General features: G+C 55.5%; 22 protein-coding genes and 1 other RNA gene. 15 read left to right on the plus strand and 8 right to left on the minus strand.

The window, feature by feature from the left end; all coding sequences use genetic code 11:
• The first annotated feature begins 41 nt into the window (after window positions 1-41).
• Entirely contained in the window at window positions 42-1,115 is a 1,074-nt protein-coding gene (locus GBC03_08615; protein ID QFS70263.1) for a patatin family protein, read from the plus strand.
• On the plus strand, window positions 1,112-1,888 hold the full coding sequence (locus tag GBC03_08620; protein ID QFS70264.1) for a metal-dependent hydrolase: 777 nt from the start codon (window positions 1,112-1,114) through the stop codon (window positions 1,886-1,888). The genes GBC03_08615 and GBC03_08620 overlap by 4 nt, the downstream gene beginning before the upstream one ends.
• Before the next feature lie 127 nt (window positions 1,889-2,015).
• Here the strand turns inward: GBC03_08620 and yjjW are convergent, their stop codons facing one another.
• Both yjjW and GBC03_08630 read right to left on the minus strand, forming a co-directional pair.
• Entirely contained in the window at window positions 2,016-2,879 is an 864-nt protein-coding gene (yjjW, locus tag GBC03_08625; GenBank protein QFS70265.1) for a YjjW family glycine radical enzyme activase, read from the minus strand.
• A complete protein-coding gene (locus GBC03_08630) occupies window positions 2,854-4,401 on the minus strand; it encodes a YjjI family glycine radical enzyme (protein ID QFS70266.1) in 1,548 nt (515 codons plus the stop codon). Before GBC03_08630 ends, yjjW begins: the two co-directional genes overlap by 26 nt.
• A gap of 261 nt (window positions 4,402-4,662) precedes the next feature.
• Here GBC03_08630 and deoC point away from each other — a divergent pair, with 261 nt between their 5' ends.
• From deoC to deoD, 4 genes are all read left to right on the plus strand, one after another.
• Complete coding sequence (gene deoC, locus GBC03_08635; GenBank protein QFS70267.1) at window positions 4,663-5,442, plus strand: deoxyribose-phosphate aldolase; 780 nt, start codon at window positions 4,663-4,665, stop codon at window positions 5,440-5,442.
• A gap of 122 nt (window positions 5,443-5,564) precedes the next feature.
• Complete coding sequence (gene deoA / locus GBC03_08640; protein QFS70268.1) at window positions 5,565-6,887, plus strand: thymidine phosphorylase; 1,323 nt, start codon at window positions 5,565-5,567, stop codon at window positions 6,885-6,887.
• A gap of 51 nt (window positions 6,888-6,938) precedes the next feature.
• Window positions 6,939-8,162: a phosphopentomutase gene (gene deoB, locus GBC03_08645; GenBank protein QFS70269.1), complete on the plus strand. Its 1,224-nt coding sequence runs from the start codon at window positions 6,939-6,941 to the stop codon at window positions 8,160-8,162.
• A gap of 105 nt (window positions 8,163-8,267) precedes the next feature.
• On the plus strand, window positions 8,268-8,987 hold the full coding sequence (deoD, locus tag GBC03_08650) for a purine-nucleoside phosphorylase (protein ID QFS70270.1): 720 nt from the start codon (window positions 8,268-8,270) through the stop codon (window positions 8,985-8,987).
• Between the two features lie 96 nt (window positions 8,988-9,083).
• Here deoD and lplA read toward each other — a convergent pair whose 3' ends face one another.
• Both lplA and GBC03_08660 read right to left on the minus strand, forming a co-directional pair.
• Entirely contained in the window at window positions 9,084-10,100 is a 1,017-nt protein-coding gene (gene lplA / locus GBC03_08655; protein QFS70271.1) for a lipoate--protein ligase LplA, read from the minus strand.
• Between the two features lie 25 nt (window positions 10,101-10,125).
• On the minus strand, window positions 10,126-10,770 hold the full coding sequence (locus GBC03_08660) for a YtjB family periplasmic protein (GenBank protein QFS70272.1): 645 nt from the start codon (window positions 10,768-10,770) through the stop codon (window positions 10,126-10,128).
• A gap of 116 nt (window positions 10,771-10,886) precedes the next feature.
• Between GBC03_08660 and GBC03_08665 the strand changes: the two genes are divergently transcribed.
• From GBC03_08665 to GBC03_08680, 4 genes are read left to right on the plus strand one after another with little or no spacing between them, the layout of a single operon-like run.
• Complete coding sequence (locus GBC03_08665; protein ID QFS70273.1) at window positions 10,887-11,855, plus strand: phosphoserine phosphatase; 969 nt, start codon at window positions 10,887-10,889, stop codon at window positions 11,853-11,855.
• An 11-nt stretch (window positions 11,856-11,866) separates the two neighbouring features.
• The gene (gene radA, locus GBC03_08670) at window positions 11,867-13,249 is read left to right on the plus strand and encodes a DNA repair protein RadA (GenBank protein ID QFS70274.1); all 1,383 of its coding nucleotides are present in this window, start codon (window positions 11,867-11,869) and stop codon (window positions 13,247-13,249) included.
• 21 nt (window positions 13,250-13,270) lie between these two features.
• Window positions 13,271-14,503 carry a multifunctional transcriptional regulator/nicotinamide-nucleotide adenylyltransferase/ribosylnicotinamide kinase NadR gene (gene nadR, locus GBC03_08675; GenBank protein ID QFS70275.1) on the plus strand — a complete coding sequence of 411 codons (1,233 nt, stop codon included), beginning with the start codon at window positions 13,271-13,273 and terminating at the stop codon, window positions 14,501-14,503.
• 22 nt (window positions 14,504-14,525) lie between these two features.
• Complete coding sequence (locus GBC03_08680; GenBank protein ID QFS70276.1) at window positions 14,526-15,425, plus strand: LysR family transcriptional regulator; 900 nt, start codon at window positions 14,526-14,528, stop codon at window positions 15,423-15,425.
• A 7-nt stretch (window positions 15,426-15,432) separates the two neighbouring features.
• Here GBC03_08680 and GBC03_08685 read toward each other — a convergent pair whose 3' ends face one another.
• A complete protein-coding gene (locus tag GBC03_08685; protein ID QFS70277.1) occupies window positions 15,433-16,326 on the minus strand; it encodes an ArgP/LysG family DNA-binding transcriptional regulator in 894 nt (297 codons plus the stop codon).
• Between the two features lie 159 nt (window positions 16,327-16,485).
• On the opposite strand from GBC03_08685, the gene rpiA reads away from it, so the two are divergent.
• Window positions 16,486-17,145: a ribose-5-phosphate isomerase RpiA gene (gene rpiA / locus GBC03_08690; GenBank protein QFS70278.1), complete on the plus strand. Its 660-nt coding sequence runs from the start codon at window positions 16,486-16,488 to the stop codon at window positions 17,143-17,145.
• 267 nt (window positions 17,146-17,412) lie between these two features.
• Window positions 17,413-18,645 (plus strand): phosphoglycerate dehydrogenase, encoded by a 1,233-nt coding sequence (gene serA / locus GBC03_08695; protein QFS70279.1) that lies wholly within the window; start codon window positions 17,413-17,415, stop codon window positions 18,643-18,645.
• A gap of 365 nt (window positions 18,646-19,010) precedes the next feature.
• Here the strand turns inward: serA and GBC03_08700 are convergent, their stop codons facing one another.
• The 3 genes from GBC03_08700 to zapA form a co-directional block, all read right to left on the minus strand.
• Window positions 19,011-19,622: a 5-formyltetrahydrofolate cyclo-ligase gene (locus GBC03_08700; GenBank protein QFS70280.1), complete on the minus strand. Its 612-nt coding sequence runs from the start codon at window positions 19,620-19,622 to the stop codon at window positions 19,011-19,013.
• A 20-nt stretch (window positions 19,623-19,642) separates the two neighbouring features.
• Window positions 19,643-19,826, minus strand: a non-coding RNA gene (ssrS, locus tag GBC03_08705) — 6S RNA.
• A gap of 41 nt (window positions 19,827-19,867) precedes the next feature.
• A complete protein-coding gene (gene zapA / locus GBC03_08710; protein ID QFS70281.1) occupies window positions 19,868-20,197 on the minus strand; it encodes a cell division protein ZapA in 330 nt (109 codons plus the stop codon).
• A 166-nt stretch (window positions 20,198-20,363) separates the two neighbouring features.
• Here zapA and ygfB point away from each other — a divergent pair, with 166 nt between their 5' ends.
• The 3 genes from ygfB to ubiH are packed head-to-tail and all read left to right on the plus strand — an operon-like array spanning window position 20,364 to window position 23,462.
• Window positions 20,364-20,942 (plus strand): UPF0149 family protein YgfB, encoded by a 579-nt coding sequence (ygfB, locus tag GBC03_08715; protein QFS70282.1) that lies wholly within the window; start codon window positions 20,364-20,366, stop codon window positions 20,940-20,942.
• Between the two features lie 28 nt (window positions 20,943-20,970).
• Window positions 20,971-22,284 (plus strand): Xaa-Pro aminopeptidase, encoded by a 1,314-nt coding sequence (gene pepP, locus GBC03_08720; GenBank protein QFS70283.1) that lies wholly within the window; start codon window positions 20,971-20,973, stop codon window positions 22,282-22,284.
• Window positions 22,284-23,462, plus strand: a complete 1,179-nt coding sequence (gene ubiH, locus GBC03_08725; protein ID QFS70284.1) for a 2-octaprenyl-6-methoxyphenyl hydroxylase — start codon at window positions 22,284-22,286, stop codon at window positions 23,460-23,462. The genes pepP and ubiH overlap by 1 nt, the downstream gene beginning before the upstream one ends.
• The last annotated feature ends 73 nt before the right edge of the window (window positions 23,463-23,535 follow it).

Consider the following 23,535-nt stretch of genomic DNA (forward strand, 5'->3'; position numbering starts at 1 on the left):
TTACTTTGGCACTTTACACAATAAAAAACAGGAAGGCAGAGGTGGGGCAGCGTATACCCGTCACGCTCGGCAATATTGCGCCGTTGTCATTAAGAACGTTTAAACCGGGTCGCCTGGCGTTGGTCTGCGAGGGGGGCGGGCAGCGTGGCATCTTTACCGCAGGTGTACTGGATGAGTTCATGCGCGCGCAGTTTAATCCGTTCGATCTCTATTACGGCACTTCAGCGGGGGCGCAAAATTTGTCGGCCTATCTGTGCAACCAGCCCGGCTATGGGCGCAAAGTCATCATGCGCTATACCACCAAACGTGAATTCTTTGACCCGGTACGCTTTGTGCGTGGCGGGAATCTGATCGATCTCGACTGGCTGGTGGAGTCCACGGCGACTCAGATGCCATTGCAGATGGATACCGCCTCGCGCCTGTTCGAAACGGGGAAATCGTTCTACATGTGCGCCTGTCGGGGTGATGACTACACGCCGAACTATTTCTCTCCCAACAATCAAAACTGGCTCGATCTGATCCGGGCGTCCAGTGCGATCCCGGGGTTCTATCGTAGCGGCGTGTCGCTGGAGGGGATCAATTATCTCGATGGCGGGATCAGCGATGCAATTCCGGTTCGCGAGGCCGTGAAGCAGGGGGCGAAAACGCTGGTGGTGATCCGCACGGTGCCTTCGCAAATGTATTACACCCCGCAGTGGTTCAAGCGGATGGAGCGCTGGTTGGGCGAAAGCAGCCTGCAGCCGCTGGTCAATCTGGTCCAGCACCACGAAGCCAGTTATACGGAAATTCAGCGATTCATTGAAAAACCACCGGGCAAGCTGAAGATCTTTGAAATTTACCCGCCGAAACCGCTGAAAAGTATGGCGCTGGGAAGTCGTATTCCGGCGCTGCGGGAAGACTATAAAATTGGACGACTGTGCGGGCGCTACTTCCTGGCGACCGTGGGAAAACTGCTGGCAGCTGAGCCGCCGTTATCGCGCCACCTGCTGCCGACCGTCACGCCGACGCCGGTGGTGGTTCCGCCGGCACCGGTCGCCAACGATGCCCATGTGGCGGCGCTGAGCGATGCGCCGCAGGCTAACGATACGACATTCAGTAATGAGGATCTGGCGTGAGTTTTCGCTTTATCGACACCCACTGTCACTTTGACTTCCCTCCTTTCACGGGGGATGAAGCCCACAGCCTGCAACTCGCCGGCGAAGCGGGCGTTGAGAAGATCATTATTCCGGCCACCGCAGCGGAAAACTTTGCCCGCGTGCGGGCGCTGGCGGAACGTTTTTCCCCGCTGTATGCCGCACTGGGACTGCATCCCATTGTGATTGAGCAACATACTGATGAGGATCTTGCGCGTCTGCAACATGCGCTGGAGACGCGTCCGGCAAAGGTGATTGCTATTGGTGAGATCGGTCTGGATCTGTATCGCGACGATCCGCAGTTCGCGAAGCAGGAACGGTTTCTGGAAGCACAGCTGCAACTGGCCAGACGCTACGATTTACCCGTAATCCTGCATTCCCGGCGCACGCATGACAGGCTGGCTATGCATCTTAAGCGTCAGGATCTGCCGCGAACCGGCGTAGTGCACGGTTTCGCTGGTAGCCTGCAGCAGGCGGAGCGTTTTGTGCAACTGGGCTATAAGATTGGGGTGGGTGGAACGATCACCTATCCGCGCGCCAGTAAAACCCGCGATGTGATGGCGCGACTGCCGCTGGAGGCGCTACTGCTGGAGACCGACGCGCCGGATATGCCGCTGAATGGTTTTCAGGGGCAGCCTAATCGTCCGGAGCAGGTGGCGAGAGTGTTCGGGGTGTTGTGCGAATTACGTCCGGAACCCGCAGAGCTGATTGCTGACGCGCTGTATCGCAATACGACCACATTGTTTGATGTATAAGCGATCATACGATTGATTGGCCCACCATCCAGTAGTTGCATGCCTGATGGCGCTTCGCTTATCAGGCCTACGGTCGGCATATGTAGCTTTTGTAGGCCGGATAAGGCGTCAGCCGCCATCCGGCAGGTCATAAATACAACGCCGGAAAGATCAGATTATCCACGCCGCGTTGCTGTAATGCCGTTGCCAGTTGCTGCACGTCGTTTGGTGTAGCGCTCGCCCATTCACTCGCTTCTCCAAAGACCCCATGCGCATGAAACGCATTTAACCGCACTGGCACATTGCCCAATTGCGAAATAAAGACCGCAAGCGAATCAATGTGCTGTAAATAATCCACCTGTCCAGGAATCACCAGCAGACGCAGTTCCGCCAGTTTTCCCCGCTGTGTCAGCAGCGTAATGCTGCGCTTGATCTGCGCGTTATTCCGACCGGTGAGGGCAATGTGGCGTGCGCTATCCCAGGCTTTGAGATCGAGCATCGCGCCATCGCAAACCGGCAGCAATTTCTCCCAGCCGGTTTCGCTCAACAATCCATTGCTGTCGACCAGACAGGTAAGTGACTGTAGCTGCGGATCGGCCTTAATCGCCGTAAATAAATCCACAACGAAAGGCAGTTGCGTCGTGGCTTCGCCGCCGCTGACGGTGATCCCCTCAATGAACAGTGAAGCTTTGCGGATCTGGCGCAGCACGTCGTCAATGCTCATCGTCTGTGCCATCGGCGTCGCCTGTTGCGGGCACATTTGCAAACAGGTGTCACACTGTTCGCAAACCTCTGCCTGCCAGACAACGTTACCGGCATTGAAGCTCAGCGCCTGATGCGGACACTGCGGGACGCACTCACCGCAGTCATTGCAGCGTCCCATCGTCCACGGGTTGTGGCAATTCTTACAGCGCAGATTACACCCTTGCAGAAACAGGGCCAGACGACTACCCGGCCCGTCCACGCAGGAGAAAGGAATAACCTTACTAACGAAAGCGCATCTGCTGTTCATGACTCACGACACGAGGTTGGCGTTCCAGAATATGCGTATTACGCGCGGCCTCTTCACCCAGCCAGGTGGTATTGGTCCGCGAGCCTTCGGCGCGGTATTTTTCCAGATCGGACAGGCGCACCATATACCCCGTGACGCGGACCAGATCGTTGCCGCTAACATTGGCGGTAAACTCTCGCATTCCCGCTTTGAACGCGCCCAGACAGAGTTGTACCAGCGCCTGTGGGTTGCGCTTGATGGTTTCATCGAGCGTCAGAATGTCGCTGATACCGGACTGATAATAGGCATGATGTGGCGCGACGGTCTGTAGGTGGGTGATTGGATCCGGTTCATCACCATAGGGTAAACGCGCGCCTGGGGTGGTACCGATATCCGAACTGATCCCCGACTGAGCATGCAGCATGGCGCGCTGCTGCCAGCCGTATTTCACCGGCGTGTTTTCAACAAAATCAGCAAGCTGGGCGCTGATGCGATAGCCCAGATCGTTCGCCGTCTCATCTTTGCCGTAGCGCGCGTTCATGCCCGCTTTTTCGCACAGCAGATTAACCGCCTCCGCCAGACCATACATACCGAACATCGGTACAAAACGTTGTGGATCGATCAGTCCTTCCTGCACCAGGAAGCTATTCTCAAAGAAATGTGATTTTTCATAAAGGAACTCACATCGCGCATCGATGATGGCGACTTGCTGCTGGCAATAGTACGGCAGCGTGCGGTTAAAGAAGTCATAGACAGAGGTACTGCGCTCGGCAATGGCTTTCAGATTGAGACGAACCAGCGTGCTGCCGCCGCCGGCAAGGGGCAGAGAGTTGTAACAGCTGACGATGCCATAGTGGCCTTTTGTGAAAATTTTATCATTTATCGGCCCGTTGGAAATATGTGGCTTGCTGCATTCACAAATGTTTTTCGCCACTTCCAGCAGGAGATCATCGGGTGTTATCTCCGGGTCGTAGATGAACGTCAGGTTAGGCGCAACCTGCTTTAACTCTGCATCGGCGCGTAAAATGGCTCGAGTGATGGGGGTATCGGCGGGGCCAATATTCGCATGCATGAATGCGTCAGGCAGCGTTCTGTCGAGATAACGCCAGAAACGTTTTATTCGAATATCGATCGCTTCTTGTGTTAGAATTCTAACATACGGTTGCAGCAGCGTATCCAGTTGCCCCAGGTAAACCGGCATCGATGTAACGGAAGGCACGTGGTGATACAGAATGGTCAGCAGGGACAGCGCATCGTCCAGATCTTTCGCCCCTTCCAGTTCCAGCCAGGCTGAACCGTTGGCCAGAAAACGGGCGTAATCGGGAAGTACATAGCGCGGTTTATACGGCGCGTGACCTTCGAACATATCGCAGATAACCCCGTCGTCCAGTGCCTGACGGGCCCCGGCGGGCAGTGCGGGATAAGGCAGATTGTTCTCTGCTTCCAGCGCGAGAAAATGGCGTTTCTGTTCTGGGCTGAAGAGTGAACTGGTGACGATTTGCTGACAACGTTGTTGCAGCGCGGTTTCATGGGGCGTGGGCATCGTGATTCCTTTATCGGCCGAAGATCATCATGTCATTGTAGAAAGATGTGCTGTTAGCACTTTGATCCTGATGCGCCTGAGTGGAGAAGAAAGCGACAGAAAAGGGAGATTATTTGAAGTTGATCTCATTACAGTAATGCAAATTTGTACGTAGTTTTCATTAACTGTGATGTATATCGAAGTGTAATAGCGAGTGGATGTTAGAATACTAACAGACCCGCAAGGTGAAAATTTTATACGGCGACGCCGTTGGAGAATGTTATGAGCGATTTAACTGCAAGCAGCCTGCGCGCACTGAAACTGATGGACCTGACCACCCTGAATGACGACGACACCAATGAAAAAGTGATCGCGCTGTGTCATCAGGCGAAAACCCCGGTCGGCAACACAGCAGCAGTCTGCATCTATCCGCGTTTTATCCCGATTGCACGTAAAACGCTGAAAGAGCAGGGCACCCCGGATATCCGTATTGCAACCGTTACCAACTTCCCGCATGGCAACGACGACATTGAGATCGCGCTGGCGGAAACCCGTGCGGCGATTGCCTACGGGGCGGACGAAGTGGACGTGGTATTCCCGTACCGCGCGCTGATCGCCGGTAACGAACAGGTCGGTTTCGATCTGGTTAAAGCCTGTAAAGACGCCTGTGCGGCGGCAAACGTACTGCTTAAAGTGATCATCGAAACCGGTGAGCTGAAAGAAGAGCAACTTATTCGTAAAGCATCAGAAATTGCGATTAAAGCCGGTGCGGATTTCATCAAAACCTCTACCGGTAAAGTGCCAGTGAACGCCACGCCGGAAAGTGCACGCATCATGATGGAAGTGATCCGCGATATGGGCGTATCCAAAACCGTGGGTTTCAAACCGGCAGGCGGCGTGCGTAGTGCAGAAGACGCTCAGCAGTTCCTCGCTATTGCTGACGAACTGTTTGGCGCTGACTGGGCGGATTCCCGTCACTACCGTTTTGGCGCATCCAGTCTGCTGGCAAGCCTGTTGAAAGCGCTCGGCCACGGCGACGGTAAAAGCGCAAGCAGCTACTAAGGTGCTAAGTGCCTGATGGTGCTTCGCTTATCAGGCCTACGACATATCACCGTAGGCCGTATAAGGCGTTAGCCGCCATCCGGCAAAACCGCCTGCAAACTCTTTTCCCCATGGAGGTTCCCTTGTTTCTCGCACAAGAAATTATTCGTAAAAAACGTGATGGTCATGCGCTGAGTGATGAAGAAATTCGTTTCTTTATCAACGGTATTCGTGACAACACAGTCTCTGAGGGGCAGATTGCTGCCCTGGCGATGACCATTTTCTTCCACGATATGACTATGCCAGAACGCGTTTCGCTGACCATGGCAATGCGGGATTCAGGAACTGTCCTGGACTGGAAGAGCCTGAATCTGAACGGACCGATCGTGGATAAACACTCCACCGGCGGCGTGGGCGATGTGACGTCGCTGATGCTTGGCCCAATGGTAGCGGCCTGCGGCGGTTACATTCCGATGATCTCGGGCCGCGGGCTGGGTCATACCGGCGGTACGCTCGATAAACTGGAAGCGATCCCGGGCTTTGATATCTTCCCGGACGACAACCGTTTCCGCGAAATCATTAAGGACGTGGGTGTGGCGATCATCGGGCAAACCAGCTCGCTCGCACCGGCGGACAAACGTTTTTATGCCACCCGCGATATCACCGCGACGGTGGATTCTATTCCGCTTATCACCGGCTCCATTCTGGCGAAAAAACTGGCGGAAGGGCTGGACGCGCTGGTCATGGACGTGAAAGTCGGCAGCGGCGCGTTTATGCCGACCTATGAACTCTCTGAAGCGCTGGCGGAAGCGATCGTTGGTGTTGCCAACGGCGCGGGCGTGCGCACAACCGCACTGCTAACTGACATGAACCAGGTACTGGCATCCAGTGCGGGTAACGCGGTGGAAGTGCGCGAAGCGGTGCAGTTCCTGACCGGCGAATACCGCAATCCACGCCTGTTCGATGTGACGATGGCGCTGTGTGTTGAAATGCTGATTTCCGGCAACCTGGCGAAAGACGACGCCGACGCGCGGGCGAAACTGCAGGCGGTGCTGGATAACGGTAAAGCGGCTGATGTCTTTGGACGTATGGTTGCCGCCCAGAAAGGCCCGACCGACTTCGTTGAGAACTACGCGAAATACCTGCCGACGGCAATGCTCAGTAAAGCGGTTTATGCTGATAGTGAAGGGTTCGTCAGTGCGATGGATACCCGTGCACTGGGCATGGCGGTAGTGTCGATGGGCGGCGGTCGTCGCCAGGCTTCGGATACCATTGATTACAGCGTCGGCTTTACCGATATGGCCCGTCTGGGCGACAGCGTTGACGGACAGCGTCCGCTGGCGGTGATCCACGCGAAAGATGAAGCCAGCTGGCAGGAGGCGGCGAAAGCCGTCAAAGCGGCAATAATCCTTGACGATAAAGCGCCGGAAAGCACACCAACGGTCTATCGTCGCATTACCGAATAGCGATATACTGATCTGATCGCTTTTTTGCAGCGCAGATGAATGGAGAACAAGATGAAACGTGCATTTATTATGGTGCTGGACTCCTTTGGTATTGGTGCGACGGAAGACGCGGATCGCTTTGGCGACGTCGGTTCCGACACCATGGGGCACATCGCTGAAGCCTGTGCCAAAGGCGAGGCTGACAAAGGTCGTAAAGGCCCACTGAATCTGCCAAACCTTACCCGCCTGGGTCTGGTGAAAGCGCATGAAGGGTCTACCGGCAAAATCGCAGCCGGTATGGATGCTAACGCGGAAGTGATTGGCGCATACGCCTGGGCGCATGAGCTCTCTTCCGGTAAAGATACGCCGTCTGGCCACTGGGAAATTGCCGGTGTGCCGGTGCTGTTCGACTGGGGTTATTTCAGCGATCACGAAAACAGCTTCCCGCAGGAACTGCTGGATAAGCTGGTCAAACGTGCGAACCTGCCGGGCTATCTCGGTAACTGCCACTCTTCCGGTACGGTGATTCTGGACCAGTTGGGTGAAGAGCACATGAAAACCGGCAAACCGATTTTCTATACCTCCGCTGACTCCGTGTTCCAGATTGCCTGTCACGAAGAGACCTTTGGCCTGGATAAACTTTACGAGCTGTGCGAAATCGCCCGTGAAGAGCTGACTGAAGGCGGCTATAACATCGGTCGCGTTATCGCGCGTCCGTTTGTCGGCGACAAAGCGGGTAACTTCCAGCGTACCGGTAACCGTCACGATCTGGCCGTTGAACCGCCTGCGCCGACCGTGTTGCAGAAACTGGTCGAAGAGAAAGACGGCCACGTGGTTTCCGTCGGTAAAATCGCGGACATCTACGCCAACTGCGGCATCACTAAAAAAGTGAAAGCCACGGGGCTGGACGCGCTGTTTGACGCCACCGTCAAAGAGATGAAAGAAGCCGGTGACAAGACGATTGTCTTCACCAACTTCGTGGACTTCGACTCCTCCTGGGGCCACCGCCGCGATATCGCCGGTTATGCCGCCGGTCTGGAGTTGTTCGACCGCCGTCTGCCGGAACTGATGGAGCTGGTGGGTGAAGATGACATTCTGATCCTGACCGCCGATCACGGCTGCGACCCGAGCTGGACCGGTACTGATCATACCCGTGAACACATTCCGGTGCTGGTGTACGGCCCGAAAGTGAAACCGGGCTCGTTAGGTCACCGTGAAACCTTTGCGGATATCGGTCAGACGCTGGCGAAATACTTTGGTACGTCCGACATGGAATATGGCAAAGCCATGTTCTAAGGTCATTGCCGGGTGGCGGCTGCGCCTGACCCGACCTACAAAACCGTAGGCCCGGTAAGCGAAGTGCCACCGGGTAAAGAAACTCAAATTAAAAGGGAACTGAAGATGGCTACCCCACATATTAATGCAGAAATGGGCGATTTCGCTGATGTTGTTTTGATGCCGGGCGACCCGCTGCGCGCAAAGCACATTGCGGAAACTTTCCTTGAAGATGTGCGCGAAGTAAACAACGTTCGCGGCATGTTAGGTTTCACCGGGACGTACAAAGGTCGTAAGATTTCCGTGATGGGTCACGGTATGGGTATCCCGTCCTGCTCCATCTACACCAAAGAACTGATCACCGATTTCGGCGTGAAGAAAATCATTCGCGTAGGATCCTGTGGTGCCGTGCGTGCCGATGTGAAACTGCGTGACGTGGTGATTGGTATGGGTGCCTGCACCGATTCCAAAGTGAACCGTATTCGTTTCAAAGACCATGATTTTGCCGCGATTGCTGATTTCGGCATGGTGCGTGACGCGGTTGAAGCGGCGAAAGCACTGGGTGTGGACGCGCGCGTCGGCAACCTGTTCTCTGCGGATCTGTTCTACTCTCCAGACGGCGAAATGTTCGACGTCATGGAAAAGTACGGCATCCTGGGCGTGGAAATGGAAGCGGCGGGTATCTACGGCGTGGCGGCAGAATTCGGTGCGAAAGCGCTGACTATCTGCACCGTGTCTGACCACATCCGTACTCACGAGCAGACCACGGCGGCTGAACGTCAAACCACGTTCAACGACATGATCAAAATCGCGCTGGAATCCGTTCTGCTGGGCGATAAAGCGTAATTTTGTTTTGTGCCCGGTGGCGCTCACGCTTACCGGGCCTACAAGCGTTGTAGGCCGGATAAGGCGCAGCCGCCATCCGGCAATTCTTGCAGTAGATTATCGAACCGCTTTCGTCATCCACGCCGACAATTCCCGCAGCTCTTTTTCCTGTTCCGGGAAATCGGCCAGCAGCGCCTCGCACTCCTGTTGCAACCTATCCGCACGATACAAACAGCCCTGCAAACGTCCCGCCAGCGCCTCTAACGGTGCAGGATTGAGACTGTCGGTAAAGACCTGGGCTCGGGTGATGTGTCCTTTCTCAACGTCAAAGTGCAGTTCAACGCCTCCCCAGGCAAAACGCTCATCCAGCAGATGTGAAAAGGCCGGTGCCTGACCGAAATTCCATTCCCAACTGCTCTGGCGGGCAAAGGTTTCTGCGAAGTTCGGCAGATCTGGCGTGTTGTCCGGAGAAATAATCTCAGGCGTAACGCGCTCACCGTAATGCGTGAAAAAGGCCTCGATCACCGCTGCGCAAACCTGTTCATGCGTGATCCCCGGCAGCAGTTCGGTGAGATTCGCGACTCGCGAACGAACGGAGGTAATCCCTTTGGCAGCCAGTTTCTTTTTATCCGGATTCAGGTAATTTGCCAGACGGCTGAGATCCGCATTCAGTAACAGCGTACCGTGATGAAAACCACGATCTTTGGTTTCGCGATAGGCAGAGCCGGAAACCTTACGGTCGCCATCCGCCGTTTTCACCACCAGATCGTTACGCCCGGAGGTTTCTGCCGCAACGCCCAGCGCGTTAAGCGCGTTCAGGACAATTGCCGTTGAAATGGTCTTGTCGTATTCCGGCTTCCCGGCCATAAAGGTGAAACAGGTATTGCCGAGATCGTGGAACACCGCGCCACCGCCGCTGCTGCGACGCGCCAGGCGCACGTTGTCCTCTTCCATCCGCCGGGTATTACACTCTTTCCACGGGTTTTGCGCCCGACCAATGACGACCGTATCGGCATTGCGCCACAAAAACAGCACGCGCTGCGTGGCGGGCATTTGACGGAAAATACACTCTTCGACCGCCAGGTTAAACCAGGGGTCATAAGAGTCAGAAATAAGCAGGCGAAGTGTCGACATGTCAGTTTTCCTTTCCTGTAATGAGTTACTCTTTTCTCTCGCTCTCTTCCTCTTCCGGCACCGACTTGTTGGCGGTTAGCAGGAAAGGCGATTGCTGCCAGCGGGTACGTTTACCTTGCAGCAGGGTGCGGGTTAGCACTACGCCGATGGCCAGTGAAAGCAGCAGCATCAGGCGTAGGATGTTGGTGGTGTTATCGACCTGTTTTGCTTCGGTGGCTAAGGTATGGGTATCCAGCGTCAGGCGCAGATAGCCCAGCGGACCATTTTTTCCCTGAATGGGTTCGACAATCTGCTGGTTGAAGTAGCCGCCTGCTTTTTTACCGTCCAGCGCCAGACGGTCGCGCACATTTACGCTTTCGCCTGCCCGGGCGATCATATCGCCTTGATTATCATAAACCCCGGCATCGAGAATACGGCTTTCCTTCGTCAACTGCTGCAAAAGGGTCTTGATGCGTTTTTCGTCGGGCGTTTCGGTTCGCATCAGCGGCGCGATGTTCAGGGTCACCTGATGTGCCAGCGTGCGGGCCAGCTCTTCAAGCTGCGGATTTCGCTGTCGCTGGTGATTTTGGCTGAACCAGGACGCGCCCTGCATGAGCGCAACAAGCAGTGCGAGACAGAACAATACAATCACTGCACGATGAAGTCGGAATTTTAGTTTTGCGCGAGCCATATTCCACCTGTTGAAAATTTGAGGCTTAATGTTGCCAGAAGCGATGGTTACAAGGTAGCCTCATGCGTTATTTTCCCCAGAACCTTTCCGGCCCGAATGATTTTACAGGAGCTTTAATGCCTAACATTACCTGGTGCGATTTGCCTGAAGATGTCTCTTTATGGCCAGGTTTGCCCCTTTCTTTGAGTGGTGACGAGGTGATGCCACTGGATTACCACGCTGGACGTAGCGGCTGGCTGCTGTACGGACGCGGGCTGGATAAACAACGTCTGACCCAGTACCAGAGTAAACTGGGGGCGGCGATGGTGATTGTCGCGGCGTGGTGCGTCGAGGACTATCAGGTCATTCGCCTGGCCGGGTCGCTCACGCCTCGCGCCACGAAACTGGCGCATGATGCGCAACTGGACGTTGCGCCGCTGGGGAAAATCCCGCATTTGCGCACCCCAGGCCTGCTGGTGATGGACATGGATTCGACCGCGATTCAGATTGAGTGTATTGATGAGATAGCCAAACTGGCCGGTACCGGCGAAAGGGTAGCGGAAGTGACCGAACGCGCGATGCGCGGCGAACTCGACTTCACCGCCAGCCTGCGTAGCCGCGTGGCGACGCTTAAAGGCGCGGATGCCAACATTCTGCATCAGGTGCGTGAAAATCTGCCGCTGATGCCGGGGCTGACACAGCTGGTGCTGAAGCTGGAAACGCTGGGCTGGAAGGTGGCGATCGCCTCCGGCGGCTTTACCTTCTTTGCCGAGTATCTGCGTGAGAAACTGCGTCTGACGGCGGCGGTGGCGAACGAACTGGAGATCATGGACGGTAAATTCACCGGCAACGTGACTGGCGACATCGTCGACGCGCAGTATAAGGCCAAAACGCTGACCCGACTGGCGCAGGAGTATGAAATCCCGATCGCGCAGACGGTGGCGATTGGCGATGGCGCTAACGATCTGCCAATGATCAAAACGGCGGGGCTGGGGATCGCGTACCATGCCAAGCCGAAAGTGAATGAAAAGACGGAGATTACTATCCGTCACGCCGATCTGATGGGGGTGTTCTGCATTCTCTCCGGCAGCATGAACCAGAAATAACGAGGTAAAACGTGGCAAAAGCTCCAAAACGTGCCTTTGTGTGTAATGAATGCGGGGCGGATTATCCGCGCTGGCAGGGGCAATGTAGCGCTTGCCATGCCTGGAACACCATCACAGAGGTGCGCCTGGCCGCGTCGCCGACGGTGGCGCGTAATGAGCGACTCAGTGGTTATGCCGGGAGCGCGGGCGTCGCAAAAGTCCAGAAGCTTTCCGACATCAGCCTGGAAGAGCTGCCGCGTTTTTCCACCGGCTTTAAAGAATTCGACCGTGTGCTGGGCGGCGGCGTCGTCCCTGGCAGCGCGATTCTGATCGGCGGTAACCCCGGTGCGGGTAAATCCACGCTGTTATTGCAGACGCTGTGTAAGCTCGCGGAGCAGATGAAAACCCTGTACGTCACCGGGGAAGAGTCGCTACAGCAGGTGGCGATGCGTGCGCACCGTCTTGGTCTGCCGACCAGCAATCTCAACATGCTTTCGGAAACCAGCATTGAGCAGATTTGCCTGATTGCGGAAGAAGAGCAGCCAAAGCTGATGGTGATCGACTCCATTCAGGTGATGCACATGGCGGATATCCAGTCATCGCCCGGCAGCGTGGCGCAGGTGCGTGAAACGGCAGCCTACCTGACACGCTTTGCCAAAACGCGCGGCGTGGCGATTGTCATGGTGGGCCACGTCACTAAAGACGGCTCGCTGGCTGGGCCAAAAGTGCTTGAGCACTGCATCGACTGCTCGGTATTGCTGGATGGCGATGCCGACTCTCGTTTTCGCACTCTGCGCAGCCACAAAAACCGTTTTGGCGCGGTGAATGAGTTAGGTGTCTTCGCGATGACCGAGCAGGGTCTGCGCGAAGTGAGTAACCCTTCGGCGATCTTCCTGAGCCGTGGCGATGAGGTCACCTCCGGCAGTTCGGTGATGGTGGTCTGGGAAGGGACGCGGCCATTGCTGGTGGAGATTCAGGCGCTGGTCGATCATTCCATGATGGCGAACCCGCGGCGGGTAGCAGTGGGTCTGGAGCAGAACCGTCTGGCGATTCTGCTGGCGGTGCTACACCGTCATGGCGGTCTGCAAATGGCGGATCAGGATGTGTTCGTTAACGTGGTCGGCGGCGTCAAAGTCACAGAAACCAGTGCGGATCTGGCGCTGCTGCTGGCGATGGTCTCCAGTCTGCGCGACAGACCGTTACCCCAGGATCTGGTGGTGTTTGGCGAAGTGGGGCTGGCAGGAGAGATTCGCCCGGTGCCCAGCGGTCAGGAGCGTATTTCGGAAGCGGCAAAACACGGTTTCCGTCGCGCGATTGTGCCGGCGGCCAACGTGCCGAAAAAGCCGCCAGAAGGGATGCAGGTTTTCGGCGTCAAGAAGCTGACGGATGCGTTAAACGTATTTGACGACTTATAATGAGTGAAACGGAGGTTACCCATGTCGTCATTTGAATATCTGAAAACCGCGATTAAGCAAAAGGGCTGTACCCTGCAACAAGTGGCGGATGCCAGTGGAATGACCAAGGGCTATCTCAGCCAGCTCCTCAATGCCAAGATCAAAAGTCCCAGCGCGCAAAAGCTGGAGGCGCTACATCGTTTCCTTGGGCTGGAATTTCCCCGCCAGCAGAAAAATATCGGCGTGGTGTTTGGCAAATTTTATCCGCTGCACACCGGTCATATTTATTTGATTCAGCGCGCCTGTAGCCAGGTGGACGAACTGCATATCATCATGGGCTATGACGATACCCGTGACCGCGCGCTGTTTGAAGACAGCGCCATGTCTCAACAGCCGACCGTTTCGGATCGCCTGCGCTGGTTGTTACAAACGTTCAAGTATCAGAAAAATATCCGCATTCATGCCTTCAATGAAGAGGGAATGGAGCCGTATCCGCACGGTTGGGATGTCTGGAGTAAGGGCACTAAGGCGTTCATGGCAGAGAAGGGGATTGCGCCAAACTGGATCTATACCTCAGAGGAAGCCGATGCGCCACAGTACCTGGAACATCTGGGCATCGAAACGGTGCTCATCGATCCCAAACGTACCTTTATGAGCATCAGCGGCGCGCAAATCCGTGAAAACCCGTTCCGCTACTGGGAGTACATTCCTACCGAAGTGAAGCCGTTCTTCGTGCGAACCGTGGCGGTGCTGGGCGGAGAGTCGAGCGGGAAGTCGACGCTGGTCAACAAGCTTGCGAATATCTTCAATACCACCAGTGCGTGGGAATATGGCCGCGACTATGTCTTCTCGCACCTCGGTGGTGATGAGATGGCGCTGCAATATTCTGACTACGATAAAATCGCGCTGGGTCACGCACAATATATTGATTTTGCAGTGAAGTATGCCAATAAAGTGGCGTTTATCGACACCGACTTCGTGACCACGCAGGCTTTCTGCAAAAAGTACGAAGGGCGGGAGCATCCATTTGTACAGGCATTGATCGATGAATATCGCTTTGACCTGGTGATCCTGCTGGAAAATAACACGCCATGGGTGGCGGACGGTTTACGCAGCCTCGGCAGTTCCGTGGATCGCAAAGAATTTCAGACGCTGCTGGTGGAGATGTTGCTCGAAAATAATATCGACTTCGTGCATGTTGAAGAGGCGGATTACGATGGCCGTTTCCTGCGCTGCGTTGAACTGGTCAAAGAGATGATGGGCGAGCAGGGGTGACCCACGCCGCAGGGTGAACGCGATGTTTAAGCACTTGCAGGATATGGCGCTGTTTGCCCTGGTCGCCGAACACGGCAGCTTTACCGTTGCCGCGAAGAAGGCAGGGCTGCCGAAGTCGAGCGTCAGCCAGCGCATCAGTCAGCTTGAGCAGCACGTCGGCATTCGGCTGATCAACCGCACCACTCGCAAACTGAACCTGACCTACGCTGGTGAACACTATCTGGTGCACTGCCGGGAAATTCTCGCTGCCAGCGAACGCGCAGAATATGCGGTTCAGCGACTGCGCGACAACCCCAGCGGACGATTGCGCATCACCTCGCCAGCAGGCATTGGCGCGACGCTGTTAGCGCGCCTGAACACGCAGTTCCAGCAGCGCTACCCCGATGTTTATCTGGATGTCAGTATTTCCGATGCGATGCTGGATTTGGTGGACAGCGGTTTTGACGTCGCGTTGCGCACCGGTAAGCCGCAGGATTCCTCGCTGATTGGACGTATGATTGGCCATTGTCCGCGCTATCTGCTGGCCTCGCCCGATTACCTGTCACGTTTTGCGCCGCTGAGCCACCCCCGTCAACTGGTTGAACACCATTGCATTGCACACAAGGCCTGGTCTGAATGGTTATTCCATCGGGACGATGAAGATTACCAGCACCTGCCTGACCGTGTGCATCTGACGGATAATCTGGTGTATGCCCGCGAAAGCGCCATCGCAGGGGCTGGGATCACGCTGTTGCCGGCATTCATGCTGGAAGATAAAATCGAAAAGGGCGACCTGATACCGGTGTTGCCGGAATGGACGGTCGCGGGAAACGATCTGTGGCTGGTTTATCCCAGCCGTAAGCTGAACTCTCCTGCGCTCATGAGCTACATCGAATTTGCCATGCAGTTCGATGAGCTCAGACACTTCTACAGCGCAGAGTAAGAGCGGCTCAGTCCTGGCGTAGCACCTTGTGACCGTAGGCCAGTAGCGCGTCGGTGACGTTGCGCATCATACGGCTTTCTGGCGCAAACCGATGCCAGTAGAGCATCCGGCGCTGGAACAGGCCCGGCGTGAGATCGATAAGCTCACCGCTTTGCAGTTCTTTTTCAATCTGCAGGTGCGGGATCATACAGCAGGTGGTGCCCTGACGCGCCAGTTGCACAAAGGCTTCAGAAGAGTTAACGATGTGACACGGGACGCTGCCCGGCGGCAGATCGAAGTTCTGCTGCAGGAAGGCCTGGTGCATGTCGTCCAGATGGTCAAACGCCACCGCAGGCGCTTTCAGCAGCGCGGAACGGGTGACGCCGTTCGGGAAGTAGCGTTCCGCGAACGCTTTGGAGCCAACAAACAGATAGTCGAGCGCGCCGAGTTTATCCACCAGACAGCTGGGCAGCGCCTGATGCTGAATACTCACCGCCCCAACCACTTCACCGCGACGCAGGCGTTCCTGGGTGCGGGTTTCATCTTCCACCTGCAAGTTGAGGCGAATAGGGGAGTCGGCCAGTACCGGCGCCAGGGCTGGCAGCAGCCAGGTTGCCAGACTGTCGGCGTTGACCGCCAGCGACAGCAGCAGCGGCGTAGAGCCGGTTTGCTCATCGCCCAGCCATTCATCTTCCAACAACTCCACCTGACGAAGCAGCGCCAGCAGCTTTTGTCCTTGCTCCGTCGGACGCGGCGGAACGGTACGGACCAGCAGCGGTTGTCCGAACATATTCTCAAGCTGCTTGATGCGTTGCGAAACGGCAGATTGGGTGATGCACAGCTTCTGCGCCGCGCGTTCAAACCCGCGTTCTCGTATGACGGCATCCAGTGCTTGTAGTGTTCTGTAGTCCGGACGTTTCATTGCTCTGACACACTCCTGAAATTTTTGTTTGTCCTGCACTATGACATAAATTTGCATTGGGTAAAGACGAAATCCGTAGCCTGGGAGCGGGTCGGGAAGATTTTTCCGCGCAATGGTCTATAATGCGCGTGAATTTTTCTCCACAAAGGCGAGACGATCATGACGCAGGATGAACTGAAAAAAGCAGTTGGATGGGCGGCACTTCAGTATGTACAGCCCGGCACCATTGTAGGGGTAGGTACCGGTTCAACAGCCGCGCACTTTATTGACGCGCTGGGCACCATGAAAGGCCAGATTGAAGGTGCCGTTTCCAGTTCGGATGCTTCAACCGAAAAACTCAAAAGCCTCGGCATCCCTGTGTTTGATCTCAACGAAGTGGACAGCCTTGGCGTCTACGTTGACGGTGCGGACGAGATTAACGGTCACATGCAGATGATTAAAGGCGGCGGCGCGGCACTGACCCGTGAAAAGATCATTGCCTCCGTTGCGAAGAAATTTATCTGTATCGCTGATGCTTCCAAAGAAGTCGATATCCTGGGTAACTTCCCGCTGCCGGTTGAGGTGATCCCAATGGCGCGTAGCGCAGTGGCTCGCCAGTTGGTTAAGCTGGGGGGGCGTCCGGAATATCGTCAGGGCGTGGTCACTGACAACGGCAACGTGATCCTCGATGTGCACGGAATGGAGATCCTCGATCCGGTGGCGATGGAAAATGCCATTAACGCCATTCCTGGCGTGGTTACCGTCGGTCTGTTTGCCAACCGTGGCGCGGATGTGGCGTTAATCGGGACCGCTGACGGCGTCAAAACCATCGTGAAATGATCTTACCGGGGGAGCGCTTCCCCGGTTAAAATTTTTTTGTGGGGCAAATTTGGTGACATGTATCACGTTTTGAATCTTGCCCTGCTGATTTCTCCAAAGAAAAACTTATCCCCAGCATTTTCCTCTACCATTTGCCCCTGAATGAACGCTCCTCAACAGGGCGACGCAAACGTTCATATTGCCGCAATCATTATTTTTGATATGTTGAAAGGCGGATGCAAATCCACACACACAACATCAGATTGCATAAAAAGACAGGGTCGGGAAATGGCAAAGGTATCGCTGGAGAAAGACAAGATTAAGTTTCTGCTGGTTGAAGGCGTGCATCAAAAGGCGCTGGATAGCCTTCGGGCGGCAGGTTATACCAACATCGAATTTCACAAAGGGGCGCTGGATGCTGAACAGCTGAAAGAGTCCATCCGTGATGCCCACTTCATTGGCCTGCGATCCCGTACCCATCTGACAGAAGAGGTGATCAGCGCGGCGGAAAAACTGGTCGCCGTCGGCTGTTTCTGCATCGGCACCAACCAGGTTGATCTGGCGGCGGCGGCAAAACGCGGTATTCCGGTGTTTAACGCGCCGTTTTCCAACACCCGTTCCGTGGCGGAACTGGTGATTGGCGAACTGCTGCTGCTGCTGCGCGGCGTACCGGAAGCAAACGCCAAAGCACACCGTGGCGTGTGGAATAAACTGGCAGCCGGTTCGTTTGAAGCGCGCGGTAAAAGACTGGGCATTATTGGCTACGGCCACATCGGGACTCAGTTAGGTATTCTGGCGGAATCGCTGGGGATGCACGTTTACTTCTACGATATTGAGAACAAACTGCCGCTGGGTAATGCTACCCAGGTTCAGCATCTTTCCGAACTGCTTAACATGAGCGACGTGGTCAGTCTGCACGTGCCGGAAAATGCCTCAACGAAGAACATGATGGGCGCGAAAGAGATTGCCCTGATGAAGCCAGGCTCGCTGTTGATCAACGCCGCACGTGGCACGGTGGTGGATATTCCCGCACTGTGTGATGCTCTGGCAACCAAACATCTGGCTGGGGCAGCAATCGACGTATTCCCGACCGAACCAGCGACGAACAGCGATCCGTTTACCTCACCGCTGTGCGACTTTGATAACGTGATTCTGACGCCGCATATTGGGGGATCCACCCAGGAAGCACAGGAGAACATCGGTCTGGAAGTCGCGGGTAAGCTGGCGAAGTATTCCGATAACGGCTCTACGCTTTCTGCGGTTAACTTCCCGGAAGTGTCGCTGCCGCTGCACGGCGGGCGTCGTCTGATGCACATCCACGAAAACCGTCCCGGCGTGCTGACGTCTCTGAACCAGATTTTTGCTGAGCAGGGCGTCAATATCGCCGCGCAGTATCTGCAAACGTCGGCACAAATGGGCTATGTCGTTATTGATATTGAAGCGGATGAAGATGTCGCCGAGAAAGCGCTGTTGGCGATGAAGGCTATTCCGGGCACCATTCGCGCGCGTCTGTTGTACTAATTCTCACCTGTGCGGGCAGGCGTGGAGTCTGCCCGTCATTTCTTCCTTCGTTTTCCCTTCATCCCCTTCGGTAACGCATACATCCTGTTTTCGAGCCTTGCCGCAATTGATGATTAAAGGCTTCACTGCGTGTTGTACATCAACAAAAGGAAATTACGATAGAGGCGCAGCACAACGCTGAAACGGGAAAGCCCCTACCGAAGCAGGGGCTCTTAGAAGGAAAGGGACGATGATGAGTCATGTCATCATGCTGCTTATCCTGTTAATCATCGCCTGGCCAGCATATTAACAGCGAAAACGCAGGAAGGAGGTTCGCCTCCCTCACCCTTACCGAGGAATCTAGGTCAAAAAAACGGCGGTGTCAATCAACAAAGAAGCGCCTGGCACTCCCATACTTTTGATGGTGTCACAACGGCCGGTAAGGGAACATCCCACTCTTCTACCGGCAGTTTCTCCACGCGCTGACAGTCGTGGGCGTACCCTACGGGTATCAACCCATACTGTTGCCAGTTTTGTAAGGTGCGATCGTAGAATCCGCCGCCCATCCCCAAACGCTGGCCCTGTTCATCAAACGCGACTAAAGGCGTGACCAGCACGTCCAGTTGCGAAAGTGGCAGGACATCACGAACGTCCAGTTTAGGCTCCTGAATCTTCAGCCGATTGGTAACCAGTTCACTGTGTGGGTGGTAGTGCAGAAATAGCAAATTACCGGGGCTGAACGGGTGTAGAACCGGAAGATAGACTCGCTTTCCCGCCCGCCAGAGTTGTTCAATCAGCGGCTGGGTATCAAGTTCGCCATCAAATGACAAAAACACAGCGACCGTCTGTGCCATCACGACGGGCGGATACGCAAGCATGCGTGTCGCGGCCTGTTGACCGAAGGCGATTTGTTGCGAAAGTGTGAGTGCACGACGACGTTGCCTGATCATCTGGCGAAGGGCTTGTCGTGATAAAGGGAGTTCAGAGAGTAATGTCATGGCTGTCGCCAGGTAGAAGGAGAATCTCCGAGATGCCGCCGCAGGCTGTAACCCTTGAACCCTTGGTTCAAGGTGAATGCGTCGTCACAGTCTTAAGGCTTCTCGGGCGGACCGAGCATGCTCACCAACCATGGATCGCCACATTCTTGTGGTATGAAATATCGGCTCAGGGGACTGGCCCGCTTGCAAACATCTCAGAGAAATTTTGTCTTCACGGTCACTCTACCATAGTAAACCGAAAAGTGTTATTCAAAGTTTTTGCTCGTTTTTTCGGTTATGCGACCCTGATCAAGCAGTGCCTCTTCAATGGTCTGTTGTAGCATCCGAATACGTTGTTCCATGCTCGCCGCGTAGTCGCGGGTCTTCGCTTTTTCCTGAGTCAGTTCGTAGCTAATATTCAGTGCAGCAATGAATACCAGTTGCTCAGTATTTGTGACTCTAGTGCGAACTTTCAGATCTTGCAACCGCTGATTCAGATCGTCCGCTGCCTGATTCAACGCATCCCTTTGTTCAGGCGGGCAATTCACTCGCAGTGAACGGCCAAAAATTTGGATATCGACGGGTTGTGCAGACATGCCACCTTCCTGCTGATTGACTGCGCTGCCTTCGTCTCCAGACCCTGGGTCCGCGAAGGGGCGACACTATAGCTACCCTGATGTGAAGATACAAGCCCTATTCTGGTTCACCAGGGTCCAAAGTGGTAGCATACCATGAATATCCTCCCTTTGATGACGAATGCTTATGTCTATACAGAACGAAATGCCTGGTTACAGTGAAATGAACCAGTATTTGAACCAACAAGGGGCCGGACTGACCCCGGCGGAAATGCATGGTTTGATCAGCGGGATGATTTGCGGTGGCAATAACGACAGCTCCTGGCAGCCGCTGCTTCACGACCTGACGAATGAAGGACTGGCCTTCGGTCATGAACTGGCTCAGGCGCTGCGTAAAATGCACTCCGCGACCAGCGACGCGCTGGAAGATGACGGTTTCCTTTTTCAGCTTTATCTGCCTGAAGGCGATGACGTGAGCGTCTTCGATCGCGCCGATGCACTGGCGGGATGGGTTAATCACTTCCTGCTTGGTCTTGGCGTCACGCAGCCGAAGCTCGATAAAGTGACCGGCGAGACGGGTGAAGCCATCGACGATTTGCGCAACATCGCGCAGCTCGGCTATGACGAAGATGAAGATCAGGAAGAGCTGGAGATGTCTCTCGAAGAGATCATCGAGTATGTGCGTGTCGCCGCGCTGCTGTGCCACGACACCTTTACCCGTCAATCGCCGACCGCACCGGAAGTGCGTAAACCGACCCTACACTAAAAAGTAAAACGATAATGGAGGCCACGTCATGACACCGCAGGAATACCAACGTCGTCGCCAGGCACTGCTTGCGCAAATGCAGCCAGGCAGCGCCGCGCTGATTTTTGCCGCGCCGGAAGTTACGCGCAGCGCGGACAGTGAATACCCGTATCGCCAGAGCAGCGATTTCTGGTATTTCACCGGTTTTAACGAACCGGAAGCCGTTCTGGTACTGATTAAAAGCGACGATACCCATAACCACAGCGTGTTGTTCAATCGCGTTCGCGATCTGACTGCGGAAATCTGGTTTGGTCGTCGTCTGGGACAAGATGCCGCGCCGGAAAAACTGGCTGTGGATCGTGCGCTGGCCTTTAGCGAAATCAATCAACAGCTTTTTCAGTTGCTTAACGGTCTGGACGTGGTCTACCACGCGCAGGGCGAATATGCGTATGCGGATGAGGTCGTCTTCACCGCGCTGGAAAAACTGCGCAAAGGTTCGCGCCAGAACCTGAAATCGCCGTCAACCCTGATCGACTGGCGGCCGATAGTGCATGAAATGCGCCTGTTTAAGTCGCCTGAAGAGATTGCGGTGATGCGTCGCGCAGGAGAAATTACGGCACTGGCGCATACCCGGGCGATGGAAAAATGCCGTCCGGGGATGTTTGAGTATCAACTGGAAGGCGAAATTCATCACGAGTTTACTCGCCACGGTGCGCGCTATCCGTCCTACAACACCATTGTGGGCAGCGGTGAAAACGGCTGCATTCTGCATTACACCGAAAACGAAAGTGAACTGCGCGACGGCGCCCTGGTGCTGATTGATGCTGGCTGTGAATACAAAGGGTATGCGGGCGATATCACGCGAACCTTCCCGGTGAATGGCAAATTTACCCCGGCGCAGCGTGAGATCTACGACATCGTGCTGGAATCGCTGGAGACCAGCCTGCGTCTGTACCGTCCTGGTACTTCGATTCAGGAGGTCACCGGTGAAGTCGTGCGCATTATGATTACCGGGCTGGTGAAGCTGGGTATTTTGAAAGGCGAAGTGGATCAACTGATCGCCGATAACGCGCATCGACCGTTTTTCATGCACGGTCTGAGCCATTGGCTCGGGCTGGATGTTCACGATGTCGGTGAATATGAGCAGGATCGTTCCCGTATTCTGAAACCGGGAATGGTGATCACCGTTGAGCCGGGACTGTACATCGCCCCCGATGCTGATGTACCAGAAGCTTATCGTGGGATCGGGATCCGCATTGAGGATGACATCCTGATTACGGAAAACGGTAACGAAAATCTGACCGCCGGCGTCGTCAAAAAGGCGGATGAGATTGAAGCGTTAATGGCGGCGGCGAGAGCGTAATGAGCGTGATCATTGTTGGCGGTGGCATGGTGGGCGCGACGCTGGCGCTGGCCATTTCCCGGTTAAGTCAGGGAACACTGCCGGTTCATCTGATTGAAGCGACCGCCCCTGAAGCAGACAGTCATCCTGGGTTTGATGCCCGGGCGATTGCGCTTGCGGCGGGAACCTGCCAACAACTGGCGCGAATCGGTGTCTGGCAGGCGATTGCCGATTGTGCCACCGCGATCCATACGGTTCACGTCAGCGATCGAGGCCATGCCGGATTTGTGACGCTCAACGCTGATGATTATCGCATTCCGGCGCTGGGGCAGGTGGTTGAACTGCACGACGTGGGGCTGCGCTTGTTTTCCCTGCTGCGAAAAGCGCCAGGCGTCACGTTGCACTGCCCGGACCGGGTTGCCAGCGTGTCGCGCACCCAGGAACAGGTGAATGTCACGCTGGAAACGGGCGAAACGATCGTCGGACGCGTTCTGGTGGCGGCAGATGGGACGCGTTCTGCGTTGGCAACCGCCTGCGGCGTTGACTGGCAGCAGGAACCTTATGAGCAGTTGGCGGTGATCGCTAACGTCTCAACTGCGGTTGCCCATAACGGCCGCGCGTTTGAACGGTTTACGGCGCATGGCCCCCTGGCGATGCTGCCGATGTCTGAAGGGCGCTGTTCGCTGGTGTGGTGTCATCCGCTGGAACAACGTGAGGAAATTCTGAGCTGGTCAGATGAACGCTTCTGCCGTGAACTTCAGACGGCTTTCGGCTGGCGGTTGGGGAAAATCACCCACGCGGGCAAACGCAGCGCGTATCCGCTTTCTCTCACTACGGCGGCGAAGGCGTTTACGCACCGCACCGTGCTGGTGGGCAACGCCGCGCAGACGCTGCACCCGATTGCGGGGCAGGGGTTTAACCTTGGACTGCGTGATGTTATGAGCCTCGCCGAAACGCTCACAACAGCTCAGGCGATAGGCAGGGACGTCGGCGACTACGCCGTGCTCGCGCACTATCAACATCGTCGTCAGGGGGATCGCCAGGCCACGGTCGGCGTGACGGACAGTCTGGTTCATCTGTTTGCCAACCGCTGGGCGCCGCTGGTTGTCGGGCGCAACGTGGGTCTGATGACCATGGAATTATGCCCTCCCGCCCGCGATGCGTTTGCACAGCGGACGTTAGGTTGGGTGGCGCGGTAAACATCACCTCCAGACCGGACAGGCGAAGCGCGATCCGGTATTTTTACGAATATGACGCCCGATGGCGGTTTCC

It is taken from the genome of Citrobacter telavivensis (assembly GCA_009363175.1).
GTDB lineage: Bacteria > Pseudomonadota > Gammaproteobacteria > Enterobacterales > Enterobacteriaceae > Citrobacter_A > Citrobacter_A telavivensis.